The organism is Escherichia sp. E4702, from assembly GCF_963883545.1.
Classification (GTDB): Bacteria; Pseudomonadota; Gammaproteobacteria; order Enterobacterales; family Enterobacteriaceae; genus Escherichia.
In genome coordinates this window covers 73,848-96,287 of record NZ_CAWORF010000023.1, presented here as the reverse complement: position 1 = coordinate 96,287, position 22,440 = coordinate 73,848, and the positions used below count along the sequence as shown (strand labels likewise).

Genomic DNA, 22,440 nt, shown 5'->3' with positions numbered 1-22,440 from the left:
GTGACTCCTCTAATCACTATTCAGGACTCCTGACAATGGCAAAAAAAGTCTCAAAATTCTTTCGTATCGGCGTTGAGGGTGACACCTGTGACGGGCGTGTCATCAGTGCGCAGGATATTCAGGAAATGGCCGAAACCTTTGACCCGCGTGTCTATGGTTGCCGTATTAACCTGGAACATCTGCGCGGCATCCTGCCTGACGGTATTTTTAAACGTTATGGCGATGTGGTCGAACTGAAGGCCGAAAAGATTGACGATGATTCGGCGCTGAAAGGCAAATGGGCGCTGTTTGCAAAAATCACCCCGACCGATGACCTTATCGCGATGAACAAGGCCGCGCAGAAGGTCTACACCTCAATGGAAATTCAGCCGAACTTTGCCAACACCGGCAAATGTTATCTGGTGGGTCTGGCCGTCACCGATGACCCGGCAAGCCTCGGCACGGAATACCTGGAATTCTGCCGCACGGCAAAACACAACCCTCTGAACCGCTTCAAATTAAGCCCTGAAAACCTGATTTCAGTGGCAACGCCCGTTGAGCTGGAATTTGAAGACCTGCCTGAAACCGTGTTCACCGCCCTGACCGAAAAGGTGAAATCCATTTTTGGCCGCAAACAGGCCAGCGATGACGCCCGTCTGAATGACGTGCATGAAGCGGTGACCGCTGTTGCTGAACATGTGCAGGAAAAACTGAGCGCCACTGAGCAGCGCCTCGCTGAGATGGAAAACGCCTTTTCCGCACTTAAGCAGGATGTGACTGACAGGGCGGATGAAACCAGCCAGGCATTCACCCGCCTGAAAAACAGTCTCGACCACACCGAAAGTCTGACCCAGCAGCGCCGCAGCAAGGCCACCGGCGGTGGCGGTGACGCCCTGATGACGAACTGCTGACCGTCGTCAGTCAGTCCGGGAAAACCTTCACGATTAACCCTTAATTTCAGGAACAAATATGCGCCAGGAAACCCGCTTTAAATTTAATGCCTACCTGTCCCGTGTTGCCGAACTGAACGGCATCGACGCCGGTGATGTGTCGAAAAAATTCACCGTTGAACCGTCGGTCACCCAGACCCTGATGAACACCATGCAGGAGTCCTCTGATTTTCTGACCCGCATCAACATTGTGCCGGTCAGCGAAATGAAAGGGGAAAAAATTGGTATTGGTGTCACCGGCTCCATCGCCAGCACCACCGACACCGCCGGTGGCACCGAGCGTCAGCCGAAGGACTTCTCGAAGCTGGCGTCAAACAAGTACGAATGCGACCAGATTAACTTCGATTTTTATATCCGCTACAAAACGCTGGACCTGTGGGCGCGTTATCAGGATTTCCAGCTCCGTATCCGTAACGCCATTATCAAACGCCAGTCCCTTGATTTCATCATGGCCGGTTTTAACGGCGTGAAGCGTGCCGAAACCTCTGACCGCAGCAGCAATCCGATGCTGCAGGATGTGGCGGTCGGCTGGCTGCAGAAATACCGCAATGAAGCCCCGGCGCGCGTGATGAGCAAGGTCACTGACGAGGAAGGTCACACCACCTCTGAGGTCATCCGCGTGGGTAAGGGCGGTGATTATGCCAGCCTTGATGCACTGGTGATGGATGCGACCAACAACCTGATTGAGCCGTGGTATCAGGAAGACCCTGACCTTGTGGTGATTGTGGGACGTCAGCTACTGGCGGACAAGTATTTTCCCATCGTCAACAAGGAGCAGGACAACAGCGAAATGCTGGCCGCTGACGTCATCATCAGCCAGAAACGCATCGGTAATCTGCCCGCGGTACGTGTTCCGTACTTCCCGGCGGATGCGATGCTCATCACGAAGCTGGAAAACCTGTCCATCTACTACATGGATGACAGCCATCGCCGCGTGATTGTGGAAAACCCGAAACTCGACCGCGTGGAGAACTACGAGTCAATGAACATTGATTACGTGGTGGAAGACTACGCCGCCGGTTGTCTGGTGGAAAAAATTAAGGTCGGTGATTTTTCCACACCGGCTAAGGCGACCGCAGAGCCGGGAGCGTAACCGATGACGAGTCCCGCACAGCGCCACATGATGCGGGTCTCGGCAGCGATGACCGCGCAGCGGGAAGCCGCCCCGCTGCGACATGCAACTGTCTATGAGCAGATGCTGGTCAAGCTGGCCGCAGACCAGCGCACACTGAAAGCGATTTATTCAAAAGAGCTTAAGGCCGCGAAAAAGCGCGAACTGCTGCCGTTCTGGTTGCCGTGGGTGAACGGCGTGCTGGAGCAGGGCAAAGGTGCACAGGATGACATTCTGATGACGGTCATGCTGTGGCGTCTGGATACCGGCGATATTGCCGGTGCGCTGGAGATTGCCCGTTATGCCCTGAAGTACGGTCTGACCATGCCGGGTAAACACCGCCGCACCCCGCCGTACATGTTCACCGAGGAAGTGGCGCTTGCGGCCATGCGCGCTCACGCTGCCGGTGAGTCTGTGGACACCCGCCTGCTGACGGACACCCTCGAACTGACCGCCACGGCTGACATGCCTGATGAAGTGCGCGCAAAGCTGCACAAAATCACCGGTCTGTTTCTGCGTGACGCTGGTGATGCCGGAGGTGCGCTGGCGCACCTGCAACGTGCGACACAGCTCGACTGTCAGGCAGGCGTCAAAAAAGAGATTGAACGACTGGAGCGGGAGCTGAAACCGAAGCCGGAGCCGCAGCCAAAAGCGGTCACCCGCGCCCGGCGTAAGACCCGGAGCGTGACCCCGGCAAAACGTGGACGCCCGAAAAAGAAAGCCAGTTAACAACCGAATGCGCCCCGCGCCAGGGCGGCACGCCGGTCAGTGACGGTGAATCACCTGACACTGCACCGGCGTCCACCGCCCGACTTTTCAGAGGTAGTCATGATGACGCTGATTATTCCGCGAAAGGAGGCTCCTGTATCCGGTGAGGGTACGGTGGTCATCCCGCAACCGGCAGGCGACGAGCCGGTGATTAAAAACACGTTCTTTTTTCCCGATATCGACCCGAAGCGCGTCCGGGAACGTATGCGCCTTGAGCAGACCGTCGCCCCCGCCCGTCTGCGTGAGGCCATCAAGTCAGGCATGGCTGAAACGAATGCGGAGCTGTACGAGTACCGCGAACAGAAAATTGCTGCCGGTTTTACGCGTCTGGCGGACGTCCCGGCGGACGACATCGACGGTGAAAGCATCAAAGTTTTTTACTACGAGCGCGCCGTGTGTGCGATGGCGACCGCGTCGCTTTATGAGCGTTATCGCGGCGTGGATGCCAGTGCGAAAGGCGACAAGAAGGCCGACAGCATTGACAGCACCATTGATGAACTGTGGCGGGATATGCGCTGGGCGGTGGCGCGTATCCAGGACAAGCCGCGCTGCATCGTGAGTCAAATCTGATGAAGACCTTTGCGCTACAGGGCGACACGCTCGACGCCATTTGTGTCCGGTATTACGGGCGCACTGAGGGCGTGGTTGAAGCCGTGCTCGCCGCAAATCCGGGACTGGCTGAACTGGGTGCGGTGCTGCCACACGGCACCGCCGTCGAACTGCCCGACGTTCAGACCGCGCCCGTGGCTGAAACTGTCAATCTGTGGGAGTAACGCATGACAGCAGAAGAAAAAAGCGTCCTGTCGCTTTTCATGATTGGGGTGCTGATTGTTGTCGGCAAGGTGCTTGCCGGTGGTGAACCCATCACCCCGCGTCTGTTTATCGGGCGCATGTTGCTCGGTGGTTTTGTCTCGATGGTTGCCGGTGTTGTTCTGGTGCAGTTTCCTGACCTGTCACTGCCTGCGGTGTGCGGCATCGGCTCCATGCTGGGTATCGCCGGTTATCAGGTGATTGAGATTGCCATTCAGCGCCGCTTTAAGGGCAGGGGGAAACAGTAATGCCGGTAATTAACACGCATCAGAATATCGCCGCCTTTCTCGACATGCTGGCCGTGTCCGAAGGGACGGCGAACCATCCGCTGACGAAAAACCGGGGCTATGACGTGATAGTCACCGGACTGGACGGAAAGCCGGAAATTTTCACCGACTACAGTGACCACCCGTTCGCACATGGCCGACCGGCGAAGGTGTTTAACCGTCGCGGTGAAAAATCCACGGCCTCCGGTCGCTATCAGCAGCTTTATCTGTTCTGGCCGCACTACCGCAAACAGCTTGCCCTGCCGGATTTCAGTCCGTTGTCACAGGACAGACTCGCCATTCAGTTGATCCGCGAACGCGGTGCACTGGATGACATCCGGGCGGGACGCATTGAGCGCGCCATTTCACGCTGTCGCAATATCTGGGCGTCCCTGCCGGGTGCCGGTTACGGTCAGCGTGAGCATTCACTGGAAAAACTGGTCACCGTCTGGCGTACCGCTGGCGGCGTACCGGCTTAAACGGAGTAAACACCATGAAGAAATTATCCCTTTCACTGATGCTGAACGTGTCGCTGGCGCTGATGCTGGCACTGTCCCTGATTTACCCGCAGAGCGTGGCCGTCAATTTTGTCGCCGCCTGGGCGATTCTGGCGACGGTTATCTGTGTGGTTGCCGGCGGTGTCGGCGTGTATGCCACAGAGTATGTACTGGAACGCTACGGGCGGGGGCTGCCGCCGGAATCGCTGGCCGTGAAGATTGTCACGTCGCTGTTTTTGCAGCCGGTGCCGTGGCGCAGACGGGCGGTGGCTCTGGTAGTGATGGTGGCGACGTTTATCTCGCTGGTCGCTGCCGGGTGGATTTTTACCGCGCTGATTTATCTCGTGGTATCGGTGTTCTTCCGGCTGATACGTACGGCCTGCCGTCAGCGTTTTGAGGGGCGGGAACCATGTCAAAGCTGATGATTGTGATGGTTGTGTTGTTATCGCTGGCGGTGGCGGGTCTGTTTCTGGCGAAGCATAAAAACGCCAGCCTGCGCACCTCACTGGACAGGGCAAACAATGTCGCCAGCGGGCAGCAGACGACCATCACCATGCTGAAAAACCAGCTTCATGTTGCGCTCACCAGGGCAGACAAAAACGAGCTGGCGCAGGTTGCACTGCGTCAGGAGCTGGAGAACGCCGCGAAGCGTGAAGCACAGCGCGAGAAAACCATTACGAGGTTACTCAATGAAAACGAAGATTTTCGCCACTGGTACGGTGCTGACCTGCCTGATGCTGTGCGCCGGTTGCACCAGCGCCCCGCCTGCACTGACGCCAGTGATTGTCCCCAACGCCTGCCCGAAAGTGAGCCTTTGCCCGATGCCGGGCAGTGACCCGCAGACGAACGGCGATTTAAGTGCCGATATCCGGCAGCTTGAGAACGCGCTGGCACGGTGTGCCAGCCAGATAAAAATGATTAAACACTGTCAGGACGAAAATGATGCTCAAACCCGACAGCCTGCGCAGGGCGCTGACTGATGCCGTCACGGTGCTGAAAACTAACCCCGATATGCTGCGGATATTCGTGGATAACGGGAGTATTGCCTCCACACTGGCGACGTCGCTGTCATTCGAAAAGCGTTACACGCTCAATGTCATTGTGACCGACTTTACCGGTGATTTTGACCTGCTCATCGTGCCGGTGCTGGCGTGGCTGCGGGAAAATCAGCCCGACATCATGACCACCGACGCAGGCCAGAAAAAGGGCTTCACGTTTTATGCAGACATCAACAATGACAGCAGTTTTGATATCAGCATCAGCCTGATGCTGACCGAGCGCACACTGGTCAGTGAGGTGGACGGCGCACTGCATGTGAAGAATATCCCGGAACCCCCGCCGCCGGAGCCGGTTACCCGCCCGATGGAGCTGTATATCAATGGCGAACTGGTGAGCAAGTGGGATGAATGAGTTTAAGCGTTTTGAAGACCGGCTGACCGGACTGATTGAATCGCTGTCACCGTCAGGGCGTCGGCGACTGAGTGCCGAACTGGCGAAACGTCTGCGGCAGAGTCAGCAGCGTCGGGTGATGGCACAGAAAGCCCCGGACGGCACACCCTATGCGCCACGCCAGCAGCAGAGCGCCAGAAAAAAGACCGGTCGCGTTAAGCGAAAAATGTTTGCGAAACTTATCACCAGCCGTTTTTTGCATATCCGCGCCAGCCCGGAACAGGCATCAATGGAATTTTACGGCGGGAAGTCACCGAAAATCGCCAGTGTGCATCAGTTCGGTCTGTCGGAAGAAACCCGGAAAGACGGTAAGAAAATTGATTATCCGGCGCGTCCTCTGCTCGGCTTTACCGGTGAGGATGTGCAGATGATTGAAGAGATTATTCTGGCTCACCTCGACCGTTAGTTGTGCCATTCCCGACACCTCATCGTCACATTGCCGCCGGTATGACCCGGCGGCATCCTTCCCGTTATGAACACTCTCGCAAATATTCAGGAACTCGCGCGCGCACTGCGCAACATGATCCGCACCGGCATTATCGTCGAAACCGACCTTAACGCCGGTCGCTGCCGTGTGCAGACCGGCGGCATGTGCACCGACTGGCTTCAGTGGCTGACCCATCGCGCAGGACGTTCGCGCACATGGTGGGCACCTTCCGTGGGGGAACAGGTGCTGATTCTGGCCGTGGGTGGTGAACTTGACACGGCGTTTGTTCTGCCGGGGATTTATTCCGGCGATAACCCCGCGCCGTCTGCGTCGGCTGATGCCCTGCATATCCGTTTCCCTGACGGGGCGGTGATTGAGTATGAACCCGAAACCAGTGCACTCACGGTAAGCGGAATTAAAACGGCCAGCGTGACGGCTTCTGATTCTGTTACTGCCACGGTGCCGGTGGTCATGGTGAAAGCATCAACCCGCATCACCCTGGACACACCGGAGGTGGTCTGCACCAACAGGCTGATTACCGGCACGCTGAAAGTGCAGAAGGGCGGGACGATGCGCGGCAACATTGAACACACCGGCGGTGAACTCTCATCAAACGGTAAGGTACTGCATACCCATAAACACCCCGGCGACAGCGGCGGCACAACCGGGAGTCCTCTATGACAGCGCGTTATCTCGGAATGAATCGCAGTGATGGCCTGACTGTCACTGACCTTGAGCATATCAGCCAGAGTATCGGCGATATCCTGCGCACACCGGTCGGCTCACGGGTGATGCGTCGTGATTACGGCTCGTTGCTGGCGTCAATGATTGACCAGCCGCAGACCCCGGCGCTTGAGTTGCAGATTAAGGTCGCCTGTTACATGGCCGTGCTGAAATGGGAACCCCGCGTCACCCTGTCATCCGTCACTACGGCGCGCAGTTTTGACGGTCGAATGACGGTCACGTTAACCGGCCAGCACAACGACACCGGCCAGCCACTTTCGTTAACCATCCCTGTGAGTTGAAACCATGCCGATTATCGACCTGAACCAGCTACCCGCACCGGATGTGGTCGAGGAGCTGGACTTTGAAACCATTCTCGCTGAACGCAAGGCGACACTGATTTCCCTTTACCCGGAAGACCAGCAGGAGGCGGTCGCCCGTACCCTGGCGCTGGAATCTGAGCCTCTCGTCAAACTGCTGGAGGAAAATGCTTATCGTGAGCTTATCTGGCGTCAGCGTGTGAATGAGGCTGCACGGGCGGTGATGCTGGCCTGTGCAGCCGGTAATGACCTTGATGTGATTGGTGCCAATTACAACACCACGCGCCTGACTATCACCCCGGCAGATGATTCGACCATCCCGCCGACACCGGCAGTGATGGAGTCTGACACCGATTATCGTCTGCGTATTCAGCAGGCGTTTGAAGGTTTAAGCGTCGCCGGGTCGGTGGGAGCCTATCAGTATCATGGTCGCAGTGCCGATGGGCGTGTCGCGGATATCTCTGTCACCAGTCCGTCTCCGGCCTGCGTCACCATCTCTGTGCTGTCACGTGAAAATAACGGTGTGGCATCCGAAGACCTGCTGGCGGTGGTGCGTAACGCCCTTAATGGCGAGGACGTCAGGCCGGTGGCCGACCGCGTGACCGTGCAGTCTGCCGCCATTGTTGAATACCAGATAAACGCCACGCTTTACCTTTACCCTGGTCCCGAAAGCGAACCCATCCGCGCTGCTGCCGTGAAAAAACTGGAAGCGTACATCACGGCACAGCACCGGCTGGGGCGCGACATCCGTCTGTCTGCCATTTATGCCGCTTTGCATGTGGAAGGCGTGCAGCGTGTCGAGCTGGCCGCACCACTGGCCGACATTGTGCTCAACAGTACGCAGGCGTCTTTCTGCACCGAATACAGCGTCGTGACCGGAGGCTCGGATGAGTGATTCGCGACTGCTGCCGACTGGCTCATCACCGCTTGAAGTCGCCGCCGCAAAAGCCTGTGCGGAAATTGAAAAAACGCCGGTCAGTATTCGTGAGCTGTGGAACCCGGACACCTGCCCGGCAAATCTACTGCCGTGGCTGGCGTGGTCATTTTCGGTTGACCGCTGGGATGAAAAGTGGCCGGAAGCGACAAAACGCGCCGTTATCCGCGATGCCTATTTCATTCATTGTCATAAAGGCACTGTCGGCGCAATCCGGCGTGTGGTGGAGCCGCTCGGCTATCTCATTAACGTAAAGGAATGGTGGGAGACAAACGACCCGCCCGGAACCTTCCGCCTTGATATCGGCGTACTGGAAAGCGGCATCACGGAGGAGATGTATCTGGAAATGGAACGGCTGATTGCCGATGCCAAACCCGCAAGTCGCCACCTTATCGGTCTGAACATTATCCAGGACATTCCCGGCTATCTGTATACAGGCGGTGTGGTCTGTGATGGTGATGTTATTACTGTTTATCCCGGATAAGTGAGAAACAATGAGCACGAAATTTAAAACCGTTATCACTACTGCCGGAGCCGCAAAGCTGGCAGCCGCCACTGTCCCCGGCGGGAAAAAAGTAAACCTGTCTGCAATGGCCGTGGGTGACGGTAATGGCAAATTGCCGGTGCCGGATGCCGGTCAGACGAAACTGGTGCATGAGGTCTGGCGTCACGCTCTGAATAAAGTCAGCGTGGATAACAAGAATAAAAACTATATCGTGGCTGAACTGGTTGTACCGCCAGAAGTGGGCGGCTTCTGGATGCGTGAACTTGGTCTGTATGATGATGCCGGAACACTGATTGCGGTCGCTAACATGGCAGAAAGCTATAAGCCTGAACTGGCTGAAGGCTCCGGGCGTGCGCAGACCTGCCGCATGGTCATTATTGTCAGTAACGTGGCGTCTGTTGAGCTGAGTATTGATGCCAGCACAGTGATGGCGACGCAGGATTACGTCGATGACAAAATCGCAGAGCATGAGCAGTCCCGCCGCCATCCTGACGCCACGCTGACAGAAAAAGGTTTTACTCAGTTAAGCAGTGCAACAAACAGCACCAGTGAAAAGCTGGCAGCAACGCCAAAGGCAGTAAAAGCAGCCTATGACAATGCTGAGAAACGTCTGCAGAAAGACCAGAACGGTGGCGATATTCCAGATAAGGGCGCTTTTCTGGACAATATTGGCGTTACCAGCCTGACGTTTATGAAACACAATGGAATGATTCCAACCACTGACAATCTTGATTCCTATGGCCCAGAAGAAAAATATCTTGGAACGTGGTCATGTCCGTCACAATCCACTGCAAAACCAGAGTCTGGTTACCCTGAAGATAAAGGCAATGGGGTTCTGGAAGTATTCAATGCTGGTCGCTTTCACTGCACACAACGCTACACCACCCGAACCGGTAATATTTACATTCGGATGCTTGATGCAGAATGGAACCCTGTCAGTCCTGTATGGAGTGCATGGAGAGTTATTACAAGCGGGACTCGCCCATTAAGCACGTCAATTGACCTGAATTCTTTAGGTGGTGCGGAACACCTGGGAATATGGCGCAATAGTAGTACATCAATAGCCTCATTTGACCGTCATTTCCCGGAGGAAGGGAGTTTTGGACAGGGTATTCTGGAAGTCTTTGAAGGCGGTCTGTATGGGAGGATGCAACGTTATACCACCCGTAGTGGGACTATGTACATTCGCGGACTGACAGCCTCATGGGATGCAGAAAATCCACAATGGGAGGACTGGATTGCTGTTGGGTATCAGTCCACGGGATGGACTTATTCAGGGGATCTTGATGACCTTTTAAAGCCTGGTATTTATAGCGTCACGAAACAGGCCACAAATGCACCTGTCACCGACTCTAAAGATCTTGCTGTTGGCTCAATAGTTGAGGTGAAAAAACGTTGTGATATTGAATCGTATATCCAGACATATACGACTGTTTCAGCAACGGATGCCTATAAAAACCGGACATTTCAGCGAACCCGCGCCAGCGGTGAAACTGACTGGGGGGAATGGGCGGAAGTATACAACTCAAAATCATTACTCACTAAATTAGGTGTCGGCGGTGTTACCGACAGGTTATCCAGTCTGGACTGGCAGACCTACGACTTTATACCGGGCAGCATGATAACTGTCAGGCTTTCAGATATGACCAATATTCCCGATGGGATGGAATGGGGCGTCATTGATACTAACCTGATAAATATCACTGTTGGCCCCAGTGAAGGCGGAGGTGTCGCCCGTTCAATGCAGGTATGGCGCAGCACTTCAAACAAAACCAACTATCGTTTTTTTACAGTCCGCTTATATGGCAATCCTGGGGAGCGTAGCTTCAATATTCGTCGGCTACCAATTATCGACGAAGCCCAGACATGGGAGGCAAAACAGACATTCAGTGCAGGCCTTTCTGGTGAACTGTCCGGCAATGCGGCTACAGCAACAAAGCTGAAAACGGCAAGGACAATTAACGGCGTAAAATTTGACGGCTCGGCAAATATTGAAGCGTTTCCGCCTGGTGTTCCGCTGCCGTGGCCATCAGATACACCACCTGCAGGCTATGCAATCATGCAGGGGCAGACGTTTGATAAGGCAGCATATCCGAAACTGGCTATAGCCTATCCTTCTGGTGTTATTCCTGATATGCGCGGCTGGACAATCAAGGGCAAACCCGCCAGTGGGCGTGCCGTATTGTCACAGGAACAGGACGGGATTAAATCGCATACTCACAGTGCCAGTGCGTCAAATACGGATTTGGGAACGAAAACAACCAGTTCGTTTGATTACGGGACGAAGACAGTCAGTACGTTTAACTACGGAACAAAAACCACTAATACCACTGGTAACCATACACATACCATTTACAGAGGGAATGCCAATACTAATGGTGAAACCGGTAAAACAGGCTTTGACAACCCATCGTTTAATGGCACATCAGGAGCTGCCGGGAATCATGCCCACACGGTAGATATTGGTGCACATAATCATACGGTTGGTATTGGTGCACATTCACACACGGTTGCTATTGGCTCACACGGGCACTCTATTACCGTTAATGCTACAGGTAATACAGAAAACACCGTCAAAAACATCGCATTTAACTATATTGTGAGGCTTGCATAATGGCTTTCAGAATGAGTGCAGAAGCACAAACTATCCGCGTATTTAATTTACTTGATGGAACCAATGAATTTATTGGGGAAAGTGACGCGTATATTCCACCGTATACAGGTCTGCCTGCAAACAGTACAGATATTGCGCCGCCTGATATACCGGCTGGTTATGCAGCCGTTTTCAATGCAGATGAAATGAAATGGGAGTTGATGGAAGATCATCGCGGAAAGACTGTCTACGAAACGAAAACGGGAGCAGCCATTTATATTTCTGAACTTGGCGCATTACCTCCAGACGTGACAGCCATTTCCCCGGATGGGGATTATCAGAAATGGGACGGAAATGCGTGGGTGAATGATGAGAATGCAGAGCGTGATGCGCTTGTCAGAGCGGCTGACTCTCAGAAGAAAGAGCTGATTGCATATGCAGGTGAAATTATTGCCACGCTGCAGGATGCTGTCGATTTAGATATGGCTACCGAGGAAGAAAAGTTAAGCCTGACACACTGGAAAAAATACCGTGTGCTACTGAATCGCGTTCAGCCGGAAAATGCTCCGGATATAGAATGGCCGGAAATGCCACAATAAATCGTATTAGATCTGGTGTGGGGTTACGCATCTATAGCACAGTGTAGAACCCAATCTGGCGGTCTGCCCTGTGCCAAATGCGGAAATTATGCCCCAACTCAGTGTTAATAAATGCAAATAATCTACGGTAAAAGAAAAAGGGATGCTTGTAACTACTTCACATAAACATTATTGTGGTAAAACATACAGTCAAGTTATCATTTGTAACCTATTTGCATGTATGCTGTATCGATGTTAACTCAAGCGGAAAATAATTATCATGGAAAAAATTAAAGCGCCTTGCCCATACTGTAAAGGTGAAAAAAATTGTCTCACAATAGGTCATACAAAAAGAGAGTGGAGTAAAAATGATGGGGATGACTACTTTTGGGCTGAGAGTGAATATAATTTATTAGAGTGTATGGGGTGTGATGGAGTATTTACATATATAAAGTCCCGTCACAGTGAAGATTACGACATAGAAAGAGATGGGTCGGGGCATGATTTTATGATATATAACGAACATATATCAATATATCCTACTCAAGAGCAGGAAGAAATTAGACCTGATTGGTTTGGTGAGGTGCTAAGCAAAGATTATCAGCTATATGTAATAATGAACGAAATGTATATCGCATTTCAAAATAAATCATTCATTTTGGCGGCAATTGGGCTTAGAACTATTTTTGACAGAACCGTTGAGGTTCTGGATATTCACCCTGGATATACATTAAGCCAGAAAGTTGATATTCTCAAAGATGAAGGTTTTATCGGGGAAAAAGAAAAAGAGCAACTTAAAATTGTAACTGAAGCTGGCAACTCAGCTGCACATAGGGCATGGGCACCGAACGAAGATGAATTTAAATCGCTTTTGGCTGTTATAGAAAGCTTTGTAATGCGAACAGTACTAAAAGATAATAACATTTTTAAAATCGTAGAAAAATTACCGGAAAAACACTCAAGGCCACCAAAAAAACAAAAATAATGTACCTAAATGTAAATAGAGCTAAGAGATTATATCTTGGCTCTGGTTAACTCCAGTGGTGCATGATTTTTGCAATGACCTGACTGAACATTTAAACGAGGAAAATATCCCCTATTTGCTTTTCACTGTGAGTTCAGCCTGTGGACGTAACACTGGTTAAAACGCTCTGCGAGTGATTCATAGTCTAGTGTTCTGGCTATATAAATTTTCAGTTGGAAACTGAGTAAGTACAGATAAAGACAGGTGGGCTGATTGCCACTCTTTTCTTTATCTGTTGTTTCATCCACTGACCAGCCAGGTCAAATAGCGTCTCTTGCCCTGCACAACTGAAAATACCACTCACCCATTAACCACGGAGTTAAACGGATGAGTGATTATCATCACGGCGTGCAGGTGCTGGAGATTAACGACGGCACCCGCGTCATTTCCACCGTATCCACTGCCATTGTCGGCATGGTCTGTACGGCCAGCGATGCGGATGCGGAAACCTTCCCCCTCAATAAACCGGTGCTGATTACCAATGTGCAGAGCGCAATTGCAAAGGCAGGTAAAAAAGGCACGCTGGCGGCGTCATTGCAGGCCATCGCTGACCAGTCAAAACCAGTCACCGTTGTCGTGCGCGTGGAAGACGGCACCGGCGAAGACGAAGAAACGAAACTCGCGCAGACCGTTTCCAATATCATCGGCACCACCGACGAAAACGGTCAGTACACCGGACTGAAAGCCCTGCTGGCGGCGGAGTCGGTAACCGGTGTTAAACCGCGTATTCTCGGCGTACCGGGACTGGACACCAAAGAGGTGGCTGTTGCACTGGCATCTGTCTGTCAGAAGCTGCGCGCTTTCGGGTATATCAGCGCATGGGGCTGTAAAACCATTTCCGAGGTGAAAGCCTACCGCCAGAATTTCAGCCAGCGTGAGCTGATGGTCATCTGGCCGGATTTCCTCGCATGGGATACGGTCACCAGCACCACCGCCACCGCGTATGCCACCGCCCGTGCGCTGGGTCTGCGCGCTAAAATCGACCAGGAGCAGGGCTGGCATAAAACGCTGTCCAACGTCGGGGTAAACGGTGTTACCGGCATCAGCGCATCTGTATTCTGGGATTTGCAGGAGTCCGGCACTGATGCTGACCTGCTTAACGAGTCAGGCGTCACTACGCTGATTCGCCGCGACGGTTTCCGATTCTGGGGTAACCGTACCTGCTCTGATGACCCGCTGTTCCTCTTTGAAAACTACACCCGCACCGCGCAGGTGCTGGCCGACACGATGGCTGAGGCGCACATGTGGGCGGTGGACAAGCCCATCACCGCAACGCTGATTCGCGACATCGTTGACGGTATCAATGCCAAATTCCGTGAGCTGAAAACAAACGGCTATATCGTGGATGCGACCTGCTGGTTCAGCGAAGAATCCAACGATGCGGAAACCCTCAAGGCCGGAAAACTGTATATCGACTACGACTATACCCCGGTGCCTCCTCTTGAAAACCTGACCCTGCGCCAGCGTATTACCGATAAATACCTGGCAAATCTGGTCACCTCGGTTAACAGCAATTAAGGAGCCTGACCGATGGCAATGCCGCGCAAACTCAAGTTAATGAACGTCTTTCTGAACGGCTACAGCTATCAGGGCGTCGCGAAGTCCGTCACGCTGCCAAAACTGACCCGTAAGCTCGAAAACTATCGCGGTGCGGGGATGAACGGCAGCGCACCGGTAGACCTCGGCCTTGATGACGATGCGCTGTCAATGGAGTGGTCGCTCGGGGGCTTCCCGGATTCGGTTATCTGGGAACTTTACGCCGCAACCGGTGTGGATGCCGTGCCGATTCGTTTTGCAGGCTCTTACCAGCGTGACGATACCGGCGAAACGGTGGCCGTCGAAGTGGTCATGCGTGGCCGTCAGAAAGAAATCGACACCGGCGAGGGTAAACAGGGAGAAGACACCGAGTCGAAAATCTCCGTGGTCTGCACCTATTTCCGGCTGACGATGGACGGTAAGGAGCTGGTCGAAATTGACACCATCAACATGATTGAGAAGGTGAACGGCGTCGACCGGCTGGAGCAACACCGCCGCAATATCGGCCTGTGATTTTCATCCGGTCAGCCTGGCTGACCGGTTAACCCTGATTCAGAAGTGAGAAAACCATGAACAAAGAAAATGTGATTACCCTGGACAATCCGGTCAAGCGTGGTGAGCAGGTTATCGAACAGGTCACGCTGATGAAACCTAATGCCGGGACGCTGCGCGGTGTCAGTCTGGCAGCGGTCGCAAACTCCGAAGTCGATGCACTGATTAAGGTGCTGCCGCGCATGACGGCACCGATGCTGACCGAGCAGGAAGTCGCCGCGCTGGAACTGCCTGACCTTGTGGCGCTGGCCGGTAAGGTGGTCGGTTTTTTGTCGCCGAACTCGGTGCAGTGACGTTCCCGAAAAATCTGTCGGTCGATGACCTGATGGCGGATGTGGCAGTGATATTTCACTGGCCGCCATCAGAACTGTATCCCATGAGCCTGACCGAACTCATCACATGGCGCGAAAAGGCGCTCCGGCGAAGCGGAAACACGAATGAGTAACAATGTAAAATTACAGGTATTGCTCAGGGCTGTTGACCAGGCATCCCGCCCGTTTAAATCCATCCGCACAGCGAGCAAGTCGCTGTCGGGGGATATCCGGGAAACACAAAAATCACTGCGCGAGCTGAACGGTCACGCATCCCGTATTGAGGGATTCCGCAAGACCAGTGCACAGCTCGCCGTGACTGGTCATGCACTTGAAAAGGCTCGGCAGGAAGCCGAAGCCCTTGCCACACAGTTTAAAAACACCGAACGTCCGACCCGTGCTCAGGCGAAAGTGCTGGAATCCGCAAAGCGTGCGGCGGAGGACTTACAGGCGAAATATAACCGCCTGACGGATTCCGTTAAGCGCCAGCAGCGGGAACTGGCCGCTGTGGGAATTAATACCCGCAATCTTGCACATGATGAGCAGGGACTGAAAAACCGTATCAGTGAGACCACCGCACAGCTTAACCGTCAGCGTGACGCGCTGGCGCGTGTCAGTGCACAACAGGCAAAACTTAACGCAGTCAAACAGCGTTATCAGGCCGGAAAGGAACTGGCTGGAAATATGGCCTCAGTGGGCGCTGCCGGTGTGGGGATTGCGGCTGCGGGAACGATGGCCGGAGTTAAGCTGCTGATGCCCGGTTATGAGTTTGCGCAGAAAAACTCAGAATTGCAGGCCGTGCTGGGTGTGGCAAAAGACTCCGCCGAAATGGCCGCGCTCCGCAAGCAGGCGCGCCAGCTCGGCGATAATACCGCCGCCTCGGCGGATGATGCAGCCGGTGCGCAGATTATTATTGCGAAAGCCGGTGGGGATGTTGATGCCATTCAGGCGGCAACTCCGGTCACGCTGAATATGGCGCTGGCGAACCGCCGCACGATGGAAGAAAACGCCGCCCTGCTGATGGGGATGAAATCTGCCTTTCAGCTTTCAAACGATAAGGTCGCTCATATCGGGGATGTTCTCTCCATGACGATGAACAAAACCGCCGCCGATTTTGACGGTATGAGCGATGCGCTGACCTATGCCGCACCTGTGGCAAAAAATGCCGGTGTCAGCATTGAAGAAACCGCCGCAATGGTCGGGGCGCTGCATGATGCAAAAATCACAGGCTCAATGGCGGGGACGGGAAGTCGTGCCGTGTTAAGCCGCCTGCAGGCACCGACGGGAAAAGCATGGGATGCACTGAAAGAGCTTGGAGTGAAAACTTCAGACAGCAAGGGAAACACCCGACCAATATTTACCATTCTGAAAGAAATGCAGGCCAGTTTTGAGAAAAACCGGCTCGGTACTGCCCAGCAGGCTGAATATATGAAAACCATTTTCGGGGAGGAGGCCAGTTCAGCCGCCGCCGTGCTGATGACTGCCGCCTCAACCGGAAAGCTGGACAAACTGACCGCTGCGTTTAAAGCCTCAGACGGAAAGACCGCAGAGCTGGTTAAAATCATGCAGGACAACCTCGGCGGTGACTTTAAGGAGTTTCAGTCCGCTTATGAGTCTGTGGGGACTGACCTGTTTGACCAGCAGGAAGGCGCACTGCGTAAGCTCACGCAGACGGCCACAAAGTATGTGTTAAAACTCGACGGCTGGATCCAGAAAAACAAATCACTGGCGTCAACCATCGGCATCATTGTCGGTGGTGCACTGGCACTGATTGGTGTCATCGGTGCCATTGGCCTCGTAGCCTGGCCGGTTATCACCGGCATCAATGCCATCATCGCGGCAGCAGGCGCAATGGGTGCAATCTTCACGACGGTTGGCAGTGCTGTTATGACGGCCATCGGGGCGATTAGCTGGCCGGTTGTGGCCGTGGTGGCCGCCATTGTCGCCGGGGCGTTACTTATCCGTAAATACTGGGAGCCTGTCAGCGCATTCTTTGGCGGTGTGGTGGAAGGGCTGAAAGCGGCATTTGCGCCGGTGGGGGAACTGTTCACGCCACTGAAGCCGGTGTTTGACTGGCTGGGCGAAAAGTTACAGGCCGCGTGGCAGTGGTTTAAAAACCTGATTGCCCCGGTCAAAGCCACTCAGGACGCGCTGAACCGTTGCCGTGACACGGGCGTCATGTTCGGGCAGGCACTGGCTGACGCGCTGATGCTGCCGCTTAATGCGTTCAACAAACTGCGCAGCGGTATTGACTGGGTACTGGAAAAACTCGGTGTCATCAACAAAGAGTCAGACACACTTGACCAGACCGCCGCCAGAACTCAAGCCGCCACGTATGGCAGCGGTGGTTATATTCCGGCGACCAGCTCTTATGCAGGTTATCAGGCTTATCAGCCGGTCACGGCACCGGCTGGCCGCTCTTATGTAGACCAGAGTAAAAACGAATATCACATCAGCCTGACGGGGGGTACTGCGCCGGGGACACAGCTTGACCGCCAGTTACAGGATGCGCTCGAAAAATACGAGCGGGATAAACGTGCGCGCGCCCGTGCCAGCATGATGTATGACGGTTAAGGAGGTGACGAAAAATGATGCTCGCGTTAGGTATGCTTGTTTTTATGCGCCAGACGTTGCCACACCAGACCATGCAGCGTGAATCAGATTATCGCTGGCCGTCAAATTCCCGTATCGGTAAACGGGATGCCTACCAGTTTCTCGGTGTTGGTGAGGAAAACATGACGCTGGCCGGTGTGCTTTATCCCGAACTGACCGGCGGAAAGCTGACGATGACCACGCTCAGGCTGATGGCAGAGGAAGGTCGGGCGTGGCCGTTGCTGGATGGCACCGGCATGATTTACGGCATGTATGTCATCAGCAAGGTGAGTGAAACAGGGAGTATTTTCTTTGCAGACGGCACACCCCGGAAAATTGATTTTACGCTGTCGCTCACCCGCGTTGATGAATCACTGGCCGCGCTTTATGGCGATATCGGTAAACAGGCGGAATCGCTCATCGGTAAGGCTGGCAGTATGGCGACCAGATTCACGGGTATGACGGGGGCGGGATAATGCTGGATGCGCTGACATTTGATGCAGGCAGTACGCTGACGCCGGATTACATGCTGATGCTCGACAGCAGGGATATTACCGGTAATATCAGCGACCGTCTGATGAGCATGACCCTGACGGATAACCGGGGCTTTGAGGCTGACCAGCTTGATATTGAACTGAACGATGCCGACGGGCAGGTCGGGCTGCCGGTTCGTGGCGCTGTCCTGACGGTGTATATCGGCTGGAAAGGTTTTGCCCTGGTATGCAAAGGGAAATTCACCGTTGATGAGATAGAACACCGGGGCGCGCCGGATGTGGTCACCATCCGCGCCCGGAGTGCAGATTTTCGCGGGACGCTCAATACCCGCCGGGAAGGCTCCTGGCATGACACCACGCTCGGTGCGATTGTTGAAGCGATAGCCTCCCGTAACAGGCTGGAAGCCAGTGTCGCTCCGTCACTGGCCGGAATTAAAATTCCGCACATCGACCAGTCGCAGGAGTCTGATGCGAAATTCCTGACCCGCCTTGCTGAACGCAACGGCGGTGAGGTGTCGGTAAAAATGGGAAAACTGCTGTTTCTCAAAGCGGGGCAGGGGGTGACGGCCAGCGGTAAAAAAATCCCGCAGATTACCCTCACCCGCAGCGACGGCGACCGTCATCATTTTGCGATTGCTGACCGTGGAGCTTACACCGGCGTAACGGCAAAGTGGTTACATACCAAAGACCCGAAGCCGCAAAAGCAGAAGGTAAAACTGAAACGCAAAAAGAAAGAGAAACACCTGCGCGCACTGGAGCACCCGAAAGCGAAACCGGTCACGCAGAAGAAAGCGCCAAAAGTACCGGAAGCGCGCGAAGGTGAATACATGGCCGGTGAGGCTGACAACGTTTTTGCCCTGACCACGGTATATGCCACAAAAGCGCAGGCCATGCGTGCCGCTCAGGCGAAGTGGGATAAACTGCAACGGGGCGTTGCGGAGTTCTCCATCAGCCTGGCTACCGGTCGGGCAGATATTTACACGGAAACACCGGTCAAAGTGTCAGGCTTTAAGCGCGTCATAGACGAGCAGGACTGGACAATCACTAAGGTGACACATTTTCTGAATAATAGCGGCTTCACGACGTCCTTAGAGCTTGAGGTCAGGCTTTCTGATGTGGAGTATGAAACAGAAGATGATGAGTGATGTTTTGTTTTTATCTGTTTGTTTTATAAGGATAAATTAACTAAAATGGCACCATTAAAAAAACCGGAAGAGGTGCTCGCGATGTTTCATTGTCCTTTATGCCAGCATGCCGCACATGCGCGTACAAGCCGCTATATCACTGACACGACAAAAGAGCGTTATCACCAGTGTCAGAACGTGAATTGCAGCGCCACGTTCATCACTTATGAGTCGGTACAGCGATACATCGTGAAGCCGGGAGAAGTCCACGCCGTAAGGCCGCACCCGTTGCCGTCAGGGCAGCAAATTATGTGGATGTGATCACAAAAATAGCCCCTCCGTTGAGGGGCTTATTTATGGTCGATGTGGACGCTATGTGGACAGTGGTTGACATAAATCCATTTATATCATCAGGTTAGGTGCTTTTTTGTGACACCATCCCTGTCTTCCCCCACATGATGTGGGGGTTTTTTTTATCCGCAATTTGCCTGTTACTTGATGCATTGCAGATGATTTGCATCCGTTATACTACCGTCAGTTGATAGCGGGAGTATTTATGAATCAATCTTATGGGCAGCTGGTTAGTCGGGCGGCGATTGCTGCAACGGCGATGGCTTCGCTATTATTACTGATTAAAATTTTTGCATGGTGGTATACCGGCTCAGTGAGTATTCTCGCTGCGCTGGTGGATTCGCTGGTGGATATCGGTGCGTCATTAACTAACTTATTGGTCGTGCGTTACTCACTACAACCTGCCGACGATAATCACTCCTTTGGTCACGGTAAAGCTGAATCGCTCGCCGCGCTGGCGCAAAGTATGTTTATCTCCGGCTCCGCGCTGTTCCTGTTTTTGACCGGTATTCAGCATTTGGTTTCTCCGACACCGATGAAAGACCCGGGTGTTGGGGTTATCGTGACTATTGTGGCGCTAATTTGTACGATTATTCTTGTCTCGTTTCAGCGTTGGGTCGTTCGCCGGACGCAAAGCCAGGCAGTGCGGGCAGATATGCTACATTATCAGTCTGATGTTATGATGAACGGCGCGATTTTGCTGGCGCTGGGATTGTCCTGGTACGGCTGGCATCGTGCTGATGCCCTGTTTGCTTTGGGAATCGGCATCTATATTTTATATAGCGCGTTACGCATGGGGTATGAGGCGGTCCAGTCATTATTGGATCGCGCGCTGCCCGATGGCGAACGACAGGAAATTATTGATATCGTGACTTCCTGGCCGGGAGTTAGCGGCGCTCACGATCTTCGCACGCGGCAGTCAGGGCCGACCCGCTTTATTCAGATTCATTTGGAAATGGAAGACTCTCTGCCTTTGGTTCAGGCACATATGGTGGCGGATCAGGTAGAGCAGGCTATTTTACGGCGTTTTCCAGGTTCAGATGTGATTATCCATCAAGATCCTTGTTCCGTCGTACCCAGGGAGAGTAAACGGTCTACGCTTTCATAATCCGTACAAAAGAGAGCCAGACCCGCATTTTGTGTATAAAATACCGCCATTTGGCCTGACCTGAATCAATTCAGCAGGAAGTGATTGTTATACTATTTGTACATTCGTTGGATCACTTCGATGTGCAAGAAGACTTCCGGCAACAGATTTCATTTTGCATTCCAAAGTTCAGAGGTAGTCATGATTAAGAAAATCGGTGTGTTGACAAGCGGCGGTGATGCGCCAGGCATGAACGCCGCAATTCGCGGGGTTGTTCGTTCTGCGCTGACAGAAGGTCTGGAAGTAATGGGTATTTATGACGGCTATCTGGGTCTGTATGAAGACCGTATGGTACAGCTAGACCGTTACAGCGTGTCTGACATGATCAACCGTGGTGGTACATTCCTCGGTTCTGCGCGCTTCCCGGAATTCCGCGACGAGAACATCCGCGCCGTGGCTATCGAAAACCTGAAAAAACGTGGTATCGACGCGCTGGTGGTTATCGGCGGTGACGGTTCCTACATGGGGGCAATGCGTCTGACCGAAATGGGCTTCCCGTGCATCGGCCTGCCGGGCACCATCGACAACGACATCAAAGGTACTGACTACACCATTGGTTTCTTCACGGCATTGAGCACCGTTGTTGAAGCTATCGACCGTCTGCGTGACACCTCTTCTTCTCACCAACGTATTTCCGTGGTGGAAGTGATGGGCCGCTACTGTGGCGATCTGACTCTGGCTGCGGCTATTGCTGGTGGCTGTGAATTCGTTGTGGTTCCGGAAGTTGAATTCAGCCGTGACGATCTGGTAAACGAAATCAAAGCCGGTATCGCGAAAGGTAAAAAACACGCGATTGTGGCGATCACTGAACATATGTGTGACGTCGACGAGCTGGCACACTTCATCGAAAAAGAAACTGGCCGTGAAACCCGCGCAACTGTGCTGGGCCACATCCAGCGCGGTGGTTCTCCGGTGCCTTACGATCGTATTCTGGCTTCCCGTATGGGCGCTTACGCTATCGATCTGCTGCTGGCAGGTTACGGCGGTCGTTGCGTAGGTATCCAGAACGAACAGCTGGTTCACCACGACATCATCGATGCTATCGAAAACATGAAGCGTCCGTTCAAAGGTGACTGGCTGGACTGCGCGAAAAAACTGTATTAATGATTTCGGAAAAAGGCAGATTTCTTTAGCCTGAAACCGATGACAGAGGCAAAAATGCCTGATGCGCTTCGCTTATCAGGCCTACATGAATTCTGCAATCTATTGAGTTTGCAAGCTTTTGTAGGTCGGATAAGCTGCATCCGGCATGAACAAAGCGCACTTTGTCAGCAATATGAGGCGGATTTCTTCCGCCTTTTTAACTCCCCCATATATACCCGCAAGTTATAGCCAATCTTTTTTTATTCTTTAATGTTTGAATCCCTTTCTGGCACGCTTTGTTCATCACAACACAACA

At 53.3% G+C, this 22,440-nt stretch carries 29 protein-coding genes; all 29 read left to right on the top strand.

The features are described 5' to 3' along the window. Window positions 1-35: 35 nt before the first annotated feature. Window positions 36-890: a GPO family capsid scaffolding protein gene (locus tag AACU94_RS15940; protein ID WP_001085969.1), complete on the top strand. Its 855-nt coding sequence runs from the start codon at window positions 36-38 to the stop codon at window positions 888-890. Between the two features lie 58 nt (window positions 891-948). After that, window positions 949-2,022: a phage major capsid protein, P2 family gene (locus AACU94_RS15935; RefSeq protein WP_001248555.1), complete on the top strand. Its 1,074-nt coding sequence runs from the start codon at window positions 949-951 to the stop codon at window positions 2,020-2,022. Between the two features lie 3 nt (window positions 2,023-2,025). Further along, window positions 2,026-2,769, top strand: a complete 744-nt coding sequence (locus tag AACU94_RS15930) for a phage terminase small subunit (protein WP_135488468.1) — start codon at window positions 2,026-2,028, stop codon at window positions 2,767-2,769. Between the two features lie 99 nt (window positions 2,770-2,868). Beyond that, entirely contained in the window at window positions 2,869-3,378 is a 510-nt protein-coding gene (locus AACU94_RS15925) for a head completion/stabilization protein (protein ID WP_000988633.1), read from the top strand. Then, on the top strand, window positions 3,378-3,581 hold the full coding sequence (locus AACU94_RS15920; protein WP_000846399.1) for a tail protein X: 204 nt from the start codon (window positions 3,378-3,380) through the stop codon (window positions 3,579-3,581). The genes AACU94_RS15925 and AACU94_RS15920 overlap by 1 nt, the downstream gene beginning before the upstream one ends. 3 nt (window positions 3,582-3,584) lie before the next feature. Further along, window positions 3,585-3,866: a phage holin family protein gene (locus AACU94_RS15915; RefSeq protein ID WP_000123124.1), complete on the top strand. Its 282-nt coding sequence runs from the start codon at window positions 3,585-3,587 to the stop codon at window positions 3,864-3,866. Continuing rightward, the gene (locus AACU94_RS15910) at window positions 3,866-4,363 is read left to right on the top strand and encodes a glycoside hydrolase family 24 protein (RefSeq protein ID WP_001144101.1); all 498 of its coding nucleotides are present in this window, start codon (window positions 3,866-3,868) and stop codon (window positions 4,361-4,363) included. The genes AACU94_RS15915 and AACU94_RS15910 overlap by 1 nt, the downstream gene beginning before the upstream one ends. 14 nt (window positions 4,364-4,377) lie before the next feature. Continuing rightward, window positions 4,378-4,803, top strand: a complete 426-nt coding sequence (locus AACU94_RS15905; RefSeq protein ID WP_050868992.1) for a DNZ54_00345 family protein — start codon at window positions 4,378-4,380, stop codon at window positions 4,801-4,803. Beyond that, complete coding sequence (gene lysB / locus AACU94_RS15900; RefSeq protein ID WP_135488467.1) at window positions 4,791-5,216, top strand: Rz-like lysis system protein LysB; 426 nt, start codon at window positions 4,791-4,793, stop codon at window positions 5,214-5,216. The genes AACU94_RS15905 and lysB overlap by 13 nt, the downstream gene beginning before the upstream one ends. Then, complete coding sequence (gene lysC / locus AACU94_RS15895; protein ID WP_171875677.1) at window positions 5,116-5,361, top strand: Rz1-like lysis system protein LysC; 246 nt, start codon at window positions 5,116-5,118, stop codon at window positions 5,359-5,361. The genes lysB and lysC overlap by 101 nt, the downstream gene beginning before the upstream one ends. Next, window positions 5,324-5,791, top strand: a complete 468-nt coding sequence (locus AACU94_RS15890) for a phage tail protein (protein ID WP_000917151.1) — start codon at window positions 5,324-5,326, stop codon at window positions 5,789-5,791. The genes lysC and AACU94_RS15890 overlap by 38 nt, the downstream gene beginning before the upstream one ends. After that, window positions 5,784-6,236: a phage virion morphogenesis protein gene (locus AACU94_RS15885; protein WP_001001786.1), complete on the top strand. Its 453-nt coding sequence runs from the start codon at window positions 5,784-5,786 to the stop codon at window positions 6,234-6,236. The genes AACU94_RS15890 and AACU94_RS15885 overlap by 8 nt, the downstream gene beginning before the upstream one ends. 66 nt (window positions 6,237-6,302) lie before the next feature. After that, on the top strand, window positions 6,303-6,938 hold the full coding sequence (locus AACU94_RS15880) for a phage baseplate assembly protein V (protein WP_001576664.1): 636 nt from the start codon (window positions 6,303-6,305) through the stop codon (window positions 6,936-6,938). Next, window positions 6,935-7,282 carry a GPW/gp25 family protein gene (locus tag AACU94_RS15875; protein WP_000127163.1) on the top strand — a complete coding sequence of 116 codons (348 nt, stop codon included), beginning with the start codon at window positions 6,935-6,937 and terminating at the stop codon, window positions 7,280-7,282. Before AACU94_RS15880 ends, AACU94_RS15875 begins: the two co-directional genes overlap by 4 nt. Before the next feature lie 4 nt (window positions 7,283-7,286). Then, window positions 7,287-8,195: a baseplate assembly protein gene (locus tag AACU94_RS15870; protein WP_135488466.1), complete on the top strand. Its 909-nt coding sequence runs from the start codon at window positions 7,287-7,289 to the stop codon at window positions 8,193-8,195. Continuing rightward, window positions 8,188-8,718, top strand: coding sequence for a phage tail protein I (locus AACU94_RS15865; protein ID WP_001576666.1), 531 nt, complete (start codon window positions 8,188-8,190; stop codon window positions 8,716-8,718). The genes AACU94_RS15870 and AACU94_RS15865 overlap by 8 nt, the downstream gene beginning before the upstream one ends. Window positions 8,719-8,728: 10 nt before the next feature. Then, the gene (locus tag AACU94_RS15860) at window positions 8,729-11,353 is read left to right on the top strand and encodes a phage tail-collar fiber domain-containing protein (RefSeq protein ID WP_135488465.1); all 2,625 of its coding nucleotides are present in this window, start codon (window positions 8,729-8,731) and stop codon (window positions 11,351-11,353) included. Further along, a complete protein-coding gene (locus AACU94_RS15855; protein ID WP_038809054.1) occupies window positions 11,353-11,931 on the top strand; it encodes a tail fiber assembly protein in 579 nt (192 codons plus the stop codon). Before AACU94_RS15860 ends, AACU94_RS15855 begins: the two co-directional genes overlap by 1 nt. 259 nt (window positions 11,932-12,190) lie before the next feature. Beyond that, window positions 12,191-12,895 carry a DUF4145 domain-containing protein gene (locus tag AACU94_RS15850; RefSeq protein WP_135488464.1) on the top strand — a complete coding sequence of 235 codons (705 nt, stop codon included), beginning with the start codon at window positions 12,191-12,193 and terminating at the stop codon, window positions 12,893-12,895. 366 nt (window positions 12,896-13,261) lie between these two features. Beyond that, entirely contained in the window at window positions 13,262-14,452 is a 1,191-nt protein-coding gene (locus tag AACU94_RS15845; RefSeq protein ID WP_001286727.1) for a phage tail sheath protein, read from the top strand. Between the two features lie 12 nt (window positions 14,453-14,464). Further along, window positions 14,465-14,983, top strand: a complete 519-nt coding sequence (locus tag AACU94_RS15840) for a phage major tail tube protein (RefSeq protein WP_001251408.1) — start codon at window positions 14,465-14,467, stop codon at window positions 14,981-14,983. A 56-nt stretch (window positions 14,984-15,039) separates the two neighbouring features. Beyond that, window positions 15,040-15,315, top strand: coding sequence for a phage tail assembly protein (locus tag AACU94_RS15835; protein WP_001031303.1), 276 nt, complete (start codon window positions 15,040-15,042; stop codon window positions 15,313-15,315). Beyond that, window positions 15,312-15,467 carry a GpE family phage tail protein gene (locus AACU94_RS15830; RefSeq protein ID WP_000143830.1) on the top strand — a complete coding sequence of 52 codons (156 nt, stop codon included), beginning with the start codon at window positions 15,312-15,314 and terminating at the stop codon, window positions 15,465-15,467. The genes AACU94_RS15835 and AACU94_RS15830 overlap by 4 nt, the downstream gene beginning before the upstream one ends. Next, window positions 15,460-17,907: a phage tail tape measure protein gene (locus AACU94_RS15825; RefSeq protein ID WP_135488463.1), complete on the top strand. Its 2,448-nt coding sequence runs from the start codon at window positions 15,460-15,462 to the stop codon at window positions 17,905-17,907. The genes AACU94_RS15830 and AACU94_RS15825 overlap by 8 nt, the downstream gene beginning before the upstream one ends. 14 nt (window positions 17,908-17,921) lie before the next feature. Continuing rightward, complete coding sequence (locus AACU94_RS15820; protein ID WP_135488462.1) at window positions 17,922-18,401, top strand: phage tail protein; 480 nt, start codon at window positions 17,922-17,924, stop codon at window positions 18,399-18,401. After that, window positions 18,401-19,564: a phage late control D family protein gene (locus AACU94_RS15815; RefSeq protein WP_135488461.1), complete on the top strand. Its 1,164-nt coding sequence runs from the start codon at window positions 18,401-18,403 to the stop codon at window positions 19,562-19,564. Before AACU94_RS15820 ends, AACU94_RS15815 begins: the two co-directional genes overlap by 1 nt. An 81-nt stretch (window positions 19,565-19,645) precedes the next feature. Beyond that, window positions 19,646-19,864, top strand: a complete 219-nt coding sequence (gene ogrK / locus AACU94_RS15810) for a prophage transcriptional regulator OgrK (RefSeq protein WP_000468308.1) — start codon at window positions 19,646-19,648, stop codon at window positions 19,862-19,864. Between the two features lie 235 nt (window positions 19,865-20,099). Then, the gene (fieF, locus tag AACU94_RS15805; RefSeq protein WP_064530279.1) at window positions 20,100-21,002 is read left to right on the top strand and encodes a CDF family cation-efflux transporter FieF; all 903 of its coding nucleotides are present in this window, start codon (window positions 20,100-20,102) and stop codon (window positions 21,000-21,002) included. A gap of 180 nt (window positions 21,003-21,182) precedes the next feature. Then, window positions 21,183-22,145, top strand: a complete 963-nt coding sequence (pfkA, locus tag AACU94_RS15800) for a 6-phosphofructokinase (protein WP_032185626.1) — start codon at window positions 21,183-21,185, stop codon at window positions 22,143-22,145. The last annotated feature ends 295 nt before the right edge of the window (window positions 22,146-22,440 follow it).

Coding starts and splice junctions, on each gene's coding strand:
- AACU94_RS15940 (WP_001085969.1), top strand. CDS start 36: ATGGCAAAAAAAGTCTCAAAATTCTTTCGTATCGGCGTTGAGGGTGAC.
- AACU94_RS15935 (WP_001248555.1), top strand. CDS start 949: ATGCGCCAGGAAACCCGCTTTAAATTTAATGCCTACCTGTCCCGTGTT.
- AACU94_RS15930 (WP_135488468.1), top strand. CDS start 2,026: ATGACGAGTCCCGCACAGCGCCACATGATGCGGGTCTCGGCAGCGATG.
- AACU94_RS15925 (WP_000988633.1), top strand. CDS start 2,869: ATGATGACGCTGATTATTCCGCGAAAGGAGGCTCCTGTATCCGGTGAG.
- AACU94_RS15920 (WP_000846399.1), top strand. CDS start 3,378: ATGAAGACCTTTGCGCTACAGGGCGACACGCTCGACGCCATTTGTGTC.
- AACU94_RS15915 (WP_000123124.1), top strand. CDS start 3,585: ATGACAGCAGAAGAAAAAAGCGTCCTGTCGCTTTTCATGATTGGGGTG.
- AACU94_RS15910 (WP_001144101.1), top strand. CDS start 3,866: ATGCCGGTAATTAACACGCATCAGAATATCGCCGCCTTTCTCGACATG.
- AACU94_RS15905 (WP_050868992.1), top strand. CDS start 4,378: ATGAAGAAATTATCCCTTTCACTGATGCTGAACGTGTCGCTGGCGCTG.
- lysB (WP_135488467.1), top strand. CDS start 4,791: ATGTCAAAGCTGATGATTGTGATGGTTGTGTTGTTATCGCTGGCGGTG.
- lysC (WP_171875677.1), top strand. CDS start 5,116: ATGCTGTGCGCCGGTTGCACCAGCGCCCCGCCTGCACTGACGCCAGTG.
- AACU94_RS15890 (WP_000917151.1), top strand. CDS start 5,324: ATGCTCAAACCCGACAGCCTGCGCAGGGCGCTGACTGATGCCGTCACG.
- AACU94_RS15885 (WP_001001786.1), top strand. CDS start 5,784: ATGAATGAGTTTAAGCGTTTTGAAGACCGGCTGACCGGACTGATTGAA.
- AACU94_RS15880 (WP_001576664.1), top strand. CDS start 6,303: ATGAACACTCTCGCAAATATTCAGGAACTCGCGCGCGCACTGCGCAAC.
- AACU94_RS15875 (WP_000127163.1), top strand. CDS start 6,935: ATGACAGCGCGTTATCTCGGAATGAATCGCAGTGATGGCCTGACTGTC.
- AACU94_RS15870 (WP_135488466.1), top strand. CDS start 7,287: ATGCCGATTATCGACCTGAACCAGCTACCCGCACCGGATGTGGTCGAG.
- AACU94_RS15865 (WP_001576666.1), top strand. CDS start 8,188: ATGAGTGATTCGCGACTGCTGCCGACTGGCTCATCACCGCTTGAAGTC.
- AACU94_RS15860 (WP_135488465.1), top strand. CDS start 8,729: ATGAGCACGAAATTTAAAACCGTTATCACTACTGCCGGAGCCGCAAAG.
- AACU94_RS15855 (WP_038809054.1), top strand. CDS start 11,353: ATGGCTTTCAGAATGAGTGCAGAAGCACAAACTATCCGCGTATTTAAT.
- AACU94_RS15850 (WP_135488464.1), top strand. CDS start 12,191: ATGGAAAAAATTAAAGCGCCTTGCCCATACTGTAAAGGTGAAAAAAAT.
- AACU94_RS15845 (WP_001286727.1), top strand. CDS start 13,262: ATGAGTGATTATCATCACGGCGTGCAGGTGCTGGAGATTAACGACGGC.
- AACU94_RS15840 (WP_001251408.1), top strand. CDS start 14,465: ATGGCAATGCCGCGCAAACTCAAGTTAATGAACGTCTTTCTGAACGGC.
- AACU94_RS15835 (WP_001031303.1), top strand. CDS start 15,040: ATGAACAAAGAAAATGTGATTACCCTGGACAATCCGGTCAAGCGTGGT.
- AACU94_RS15825 (WP_135488463.1), top strand. CDS start 15,460: ATGAGTAACAATGTAAAATTACAGGTATTGCTCAGGGCTGTTGACCAG.
- AACU94_RS15820 (WP_135488462.1), top strand. CDS start 17,922: ATGATGCTCGCGTTAGGTATGCTTGTTTTTATGCGCCAGACGTTGCCA.
- AACU94_RS15815 (WP_135488461.1), top strand. CDS start 18,401: ATGCTGGATGCGCTGACATTTGATGCAGGCAGTACGCTGACGCCGGAT.
- ogrK (WP_000468308.1), top strand. CDS start 19,646: ATGTTTCATTGTCCTTTATGCCAGCATGCCGCACATGCGCGTACAAGC.
- fieF (WP_064530279.1), top strand. CDS start 20,100: ATGAATCAATCTTATGGGCAGCTGGTTAGTCGGGCGGCGATTGCTGCA.
- pfkA (WP_032185626.1), top strand. CDS start 21,183: ATGATTAAGAAAATCGGTGTGTTGACAAGCGGCGGTGATGCGCCAGGC.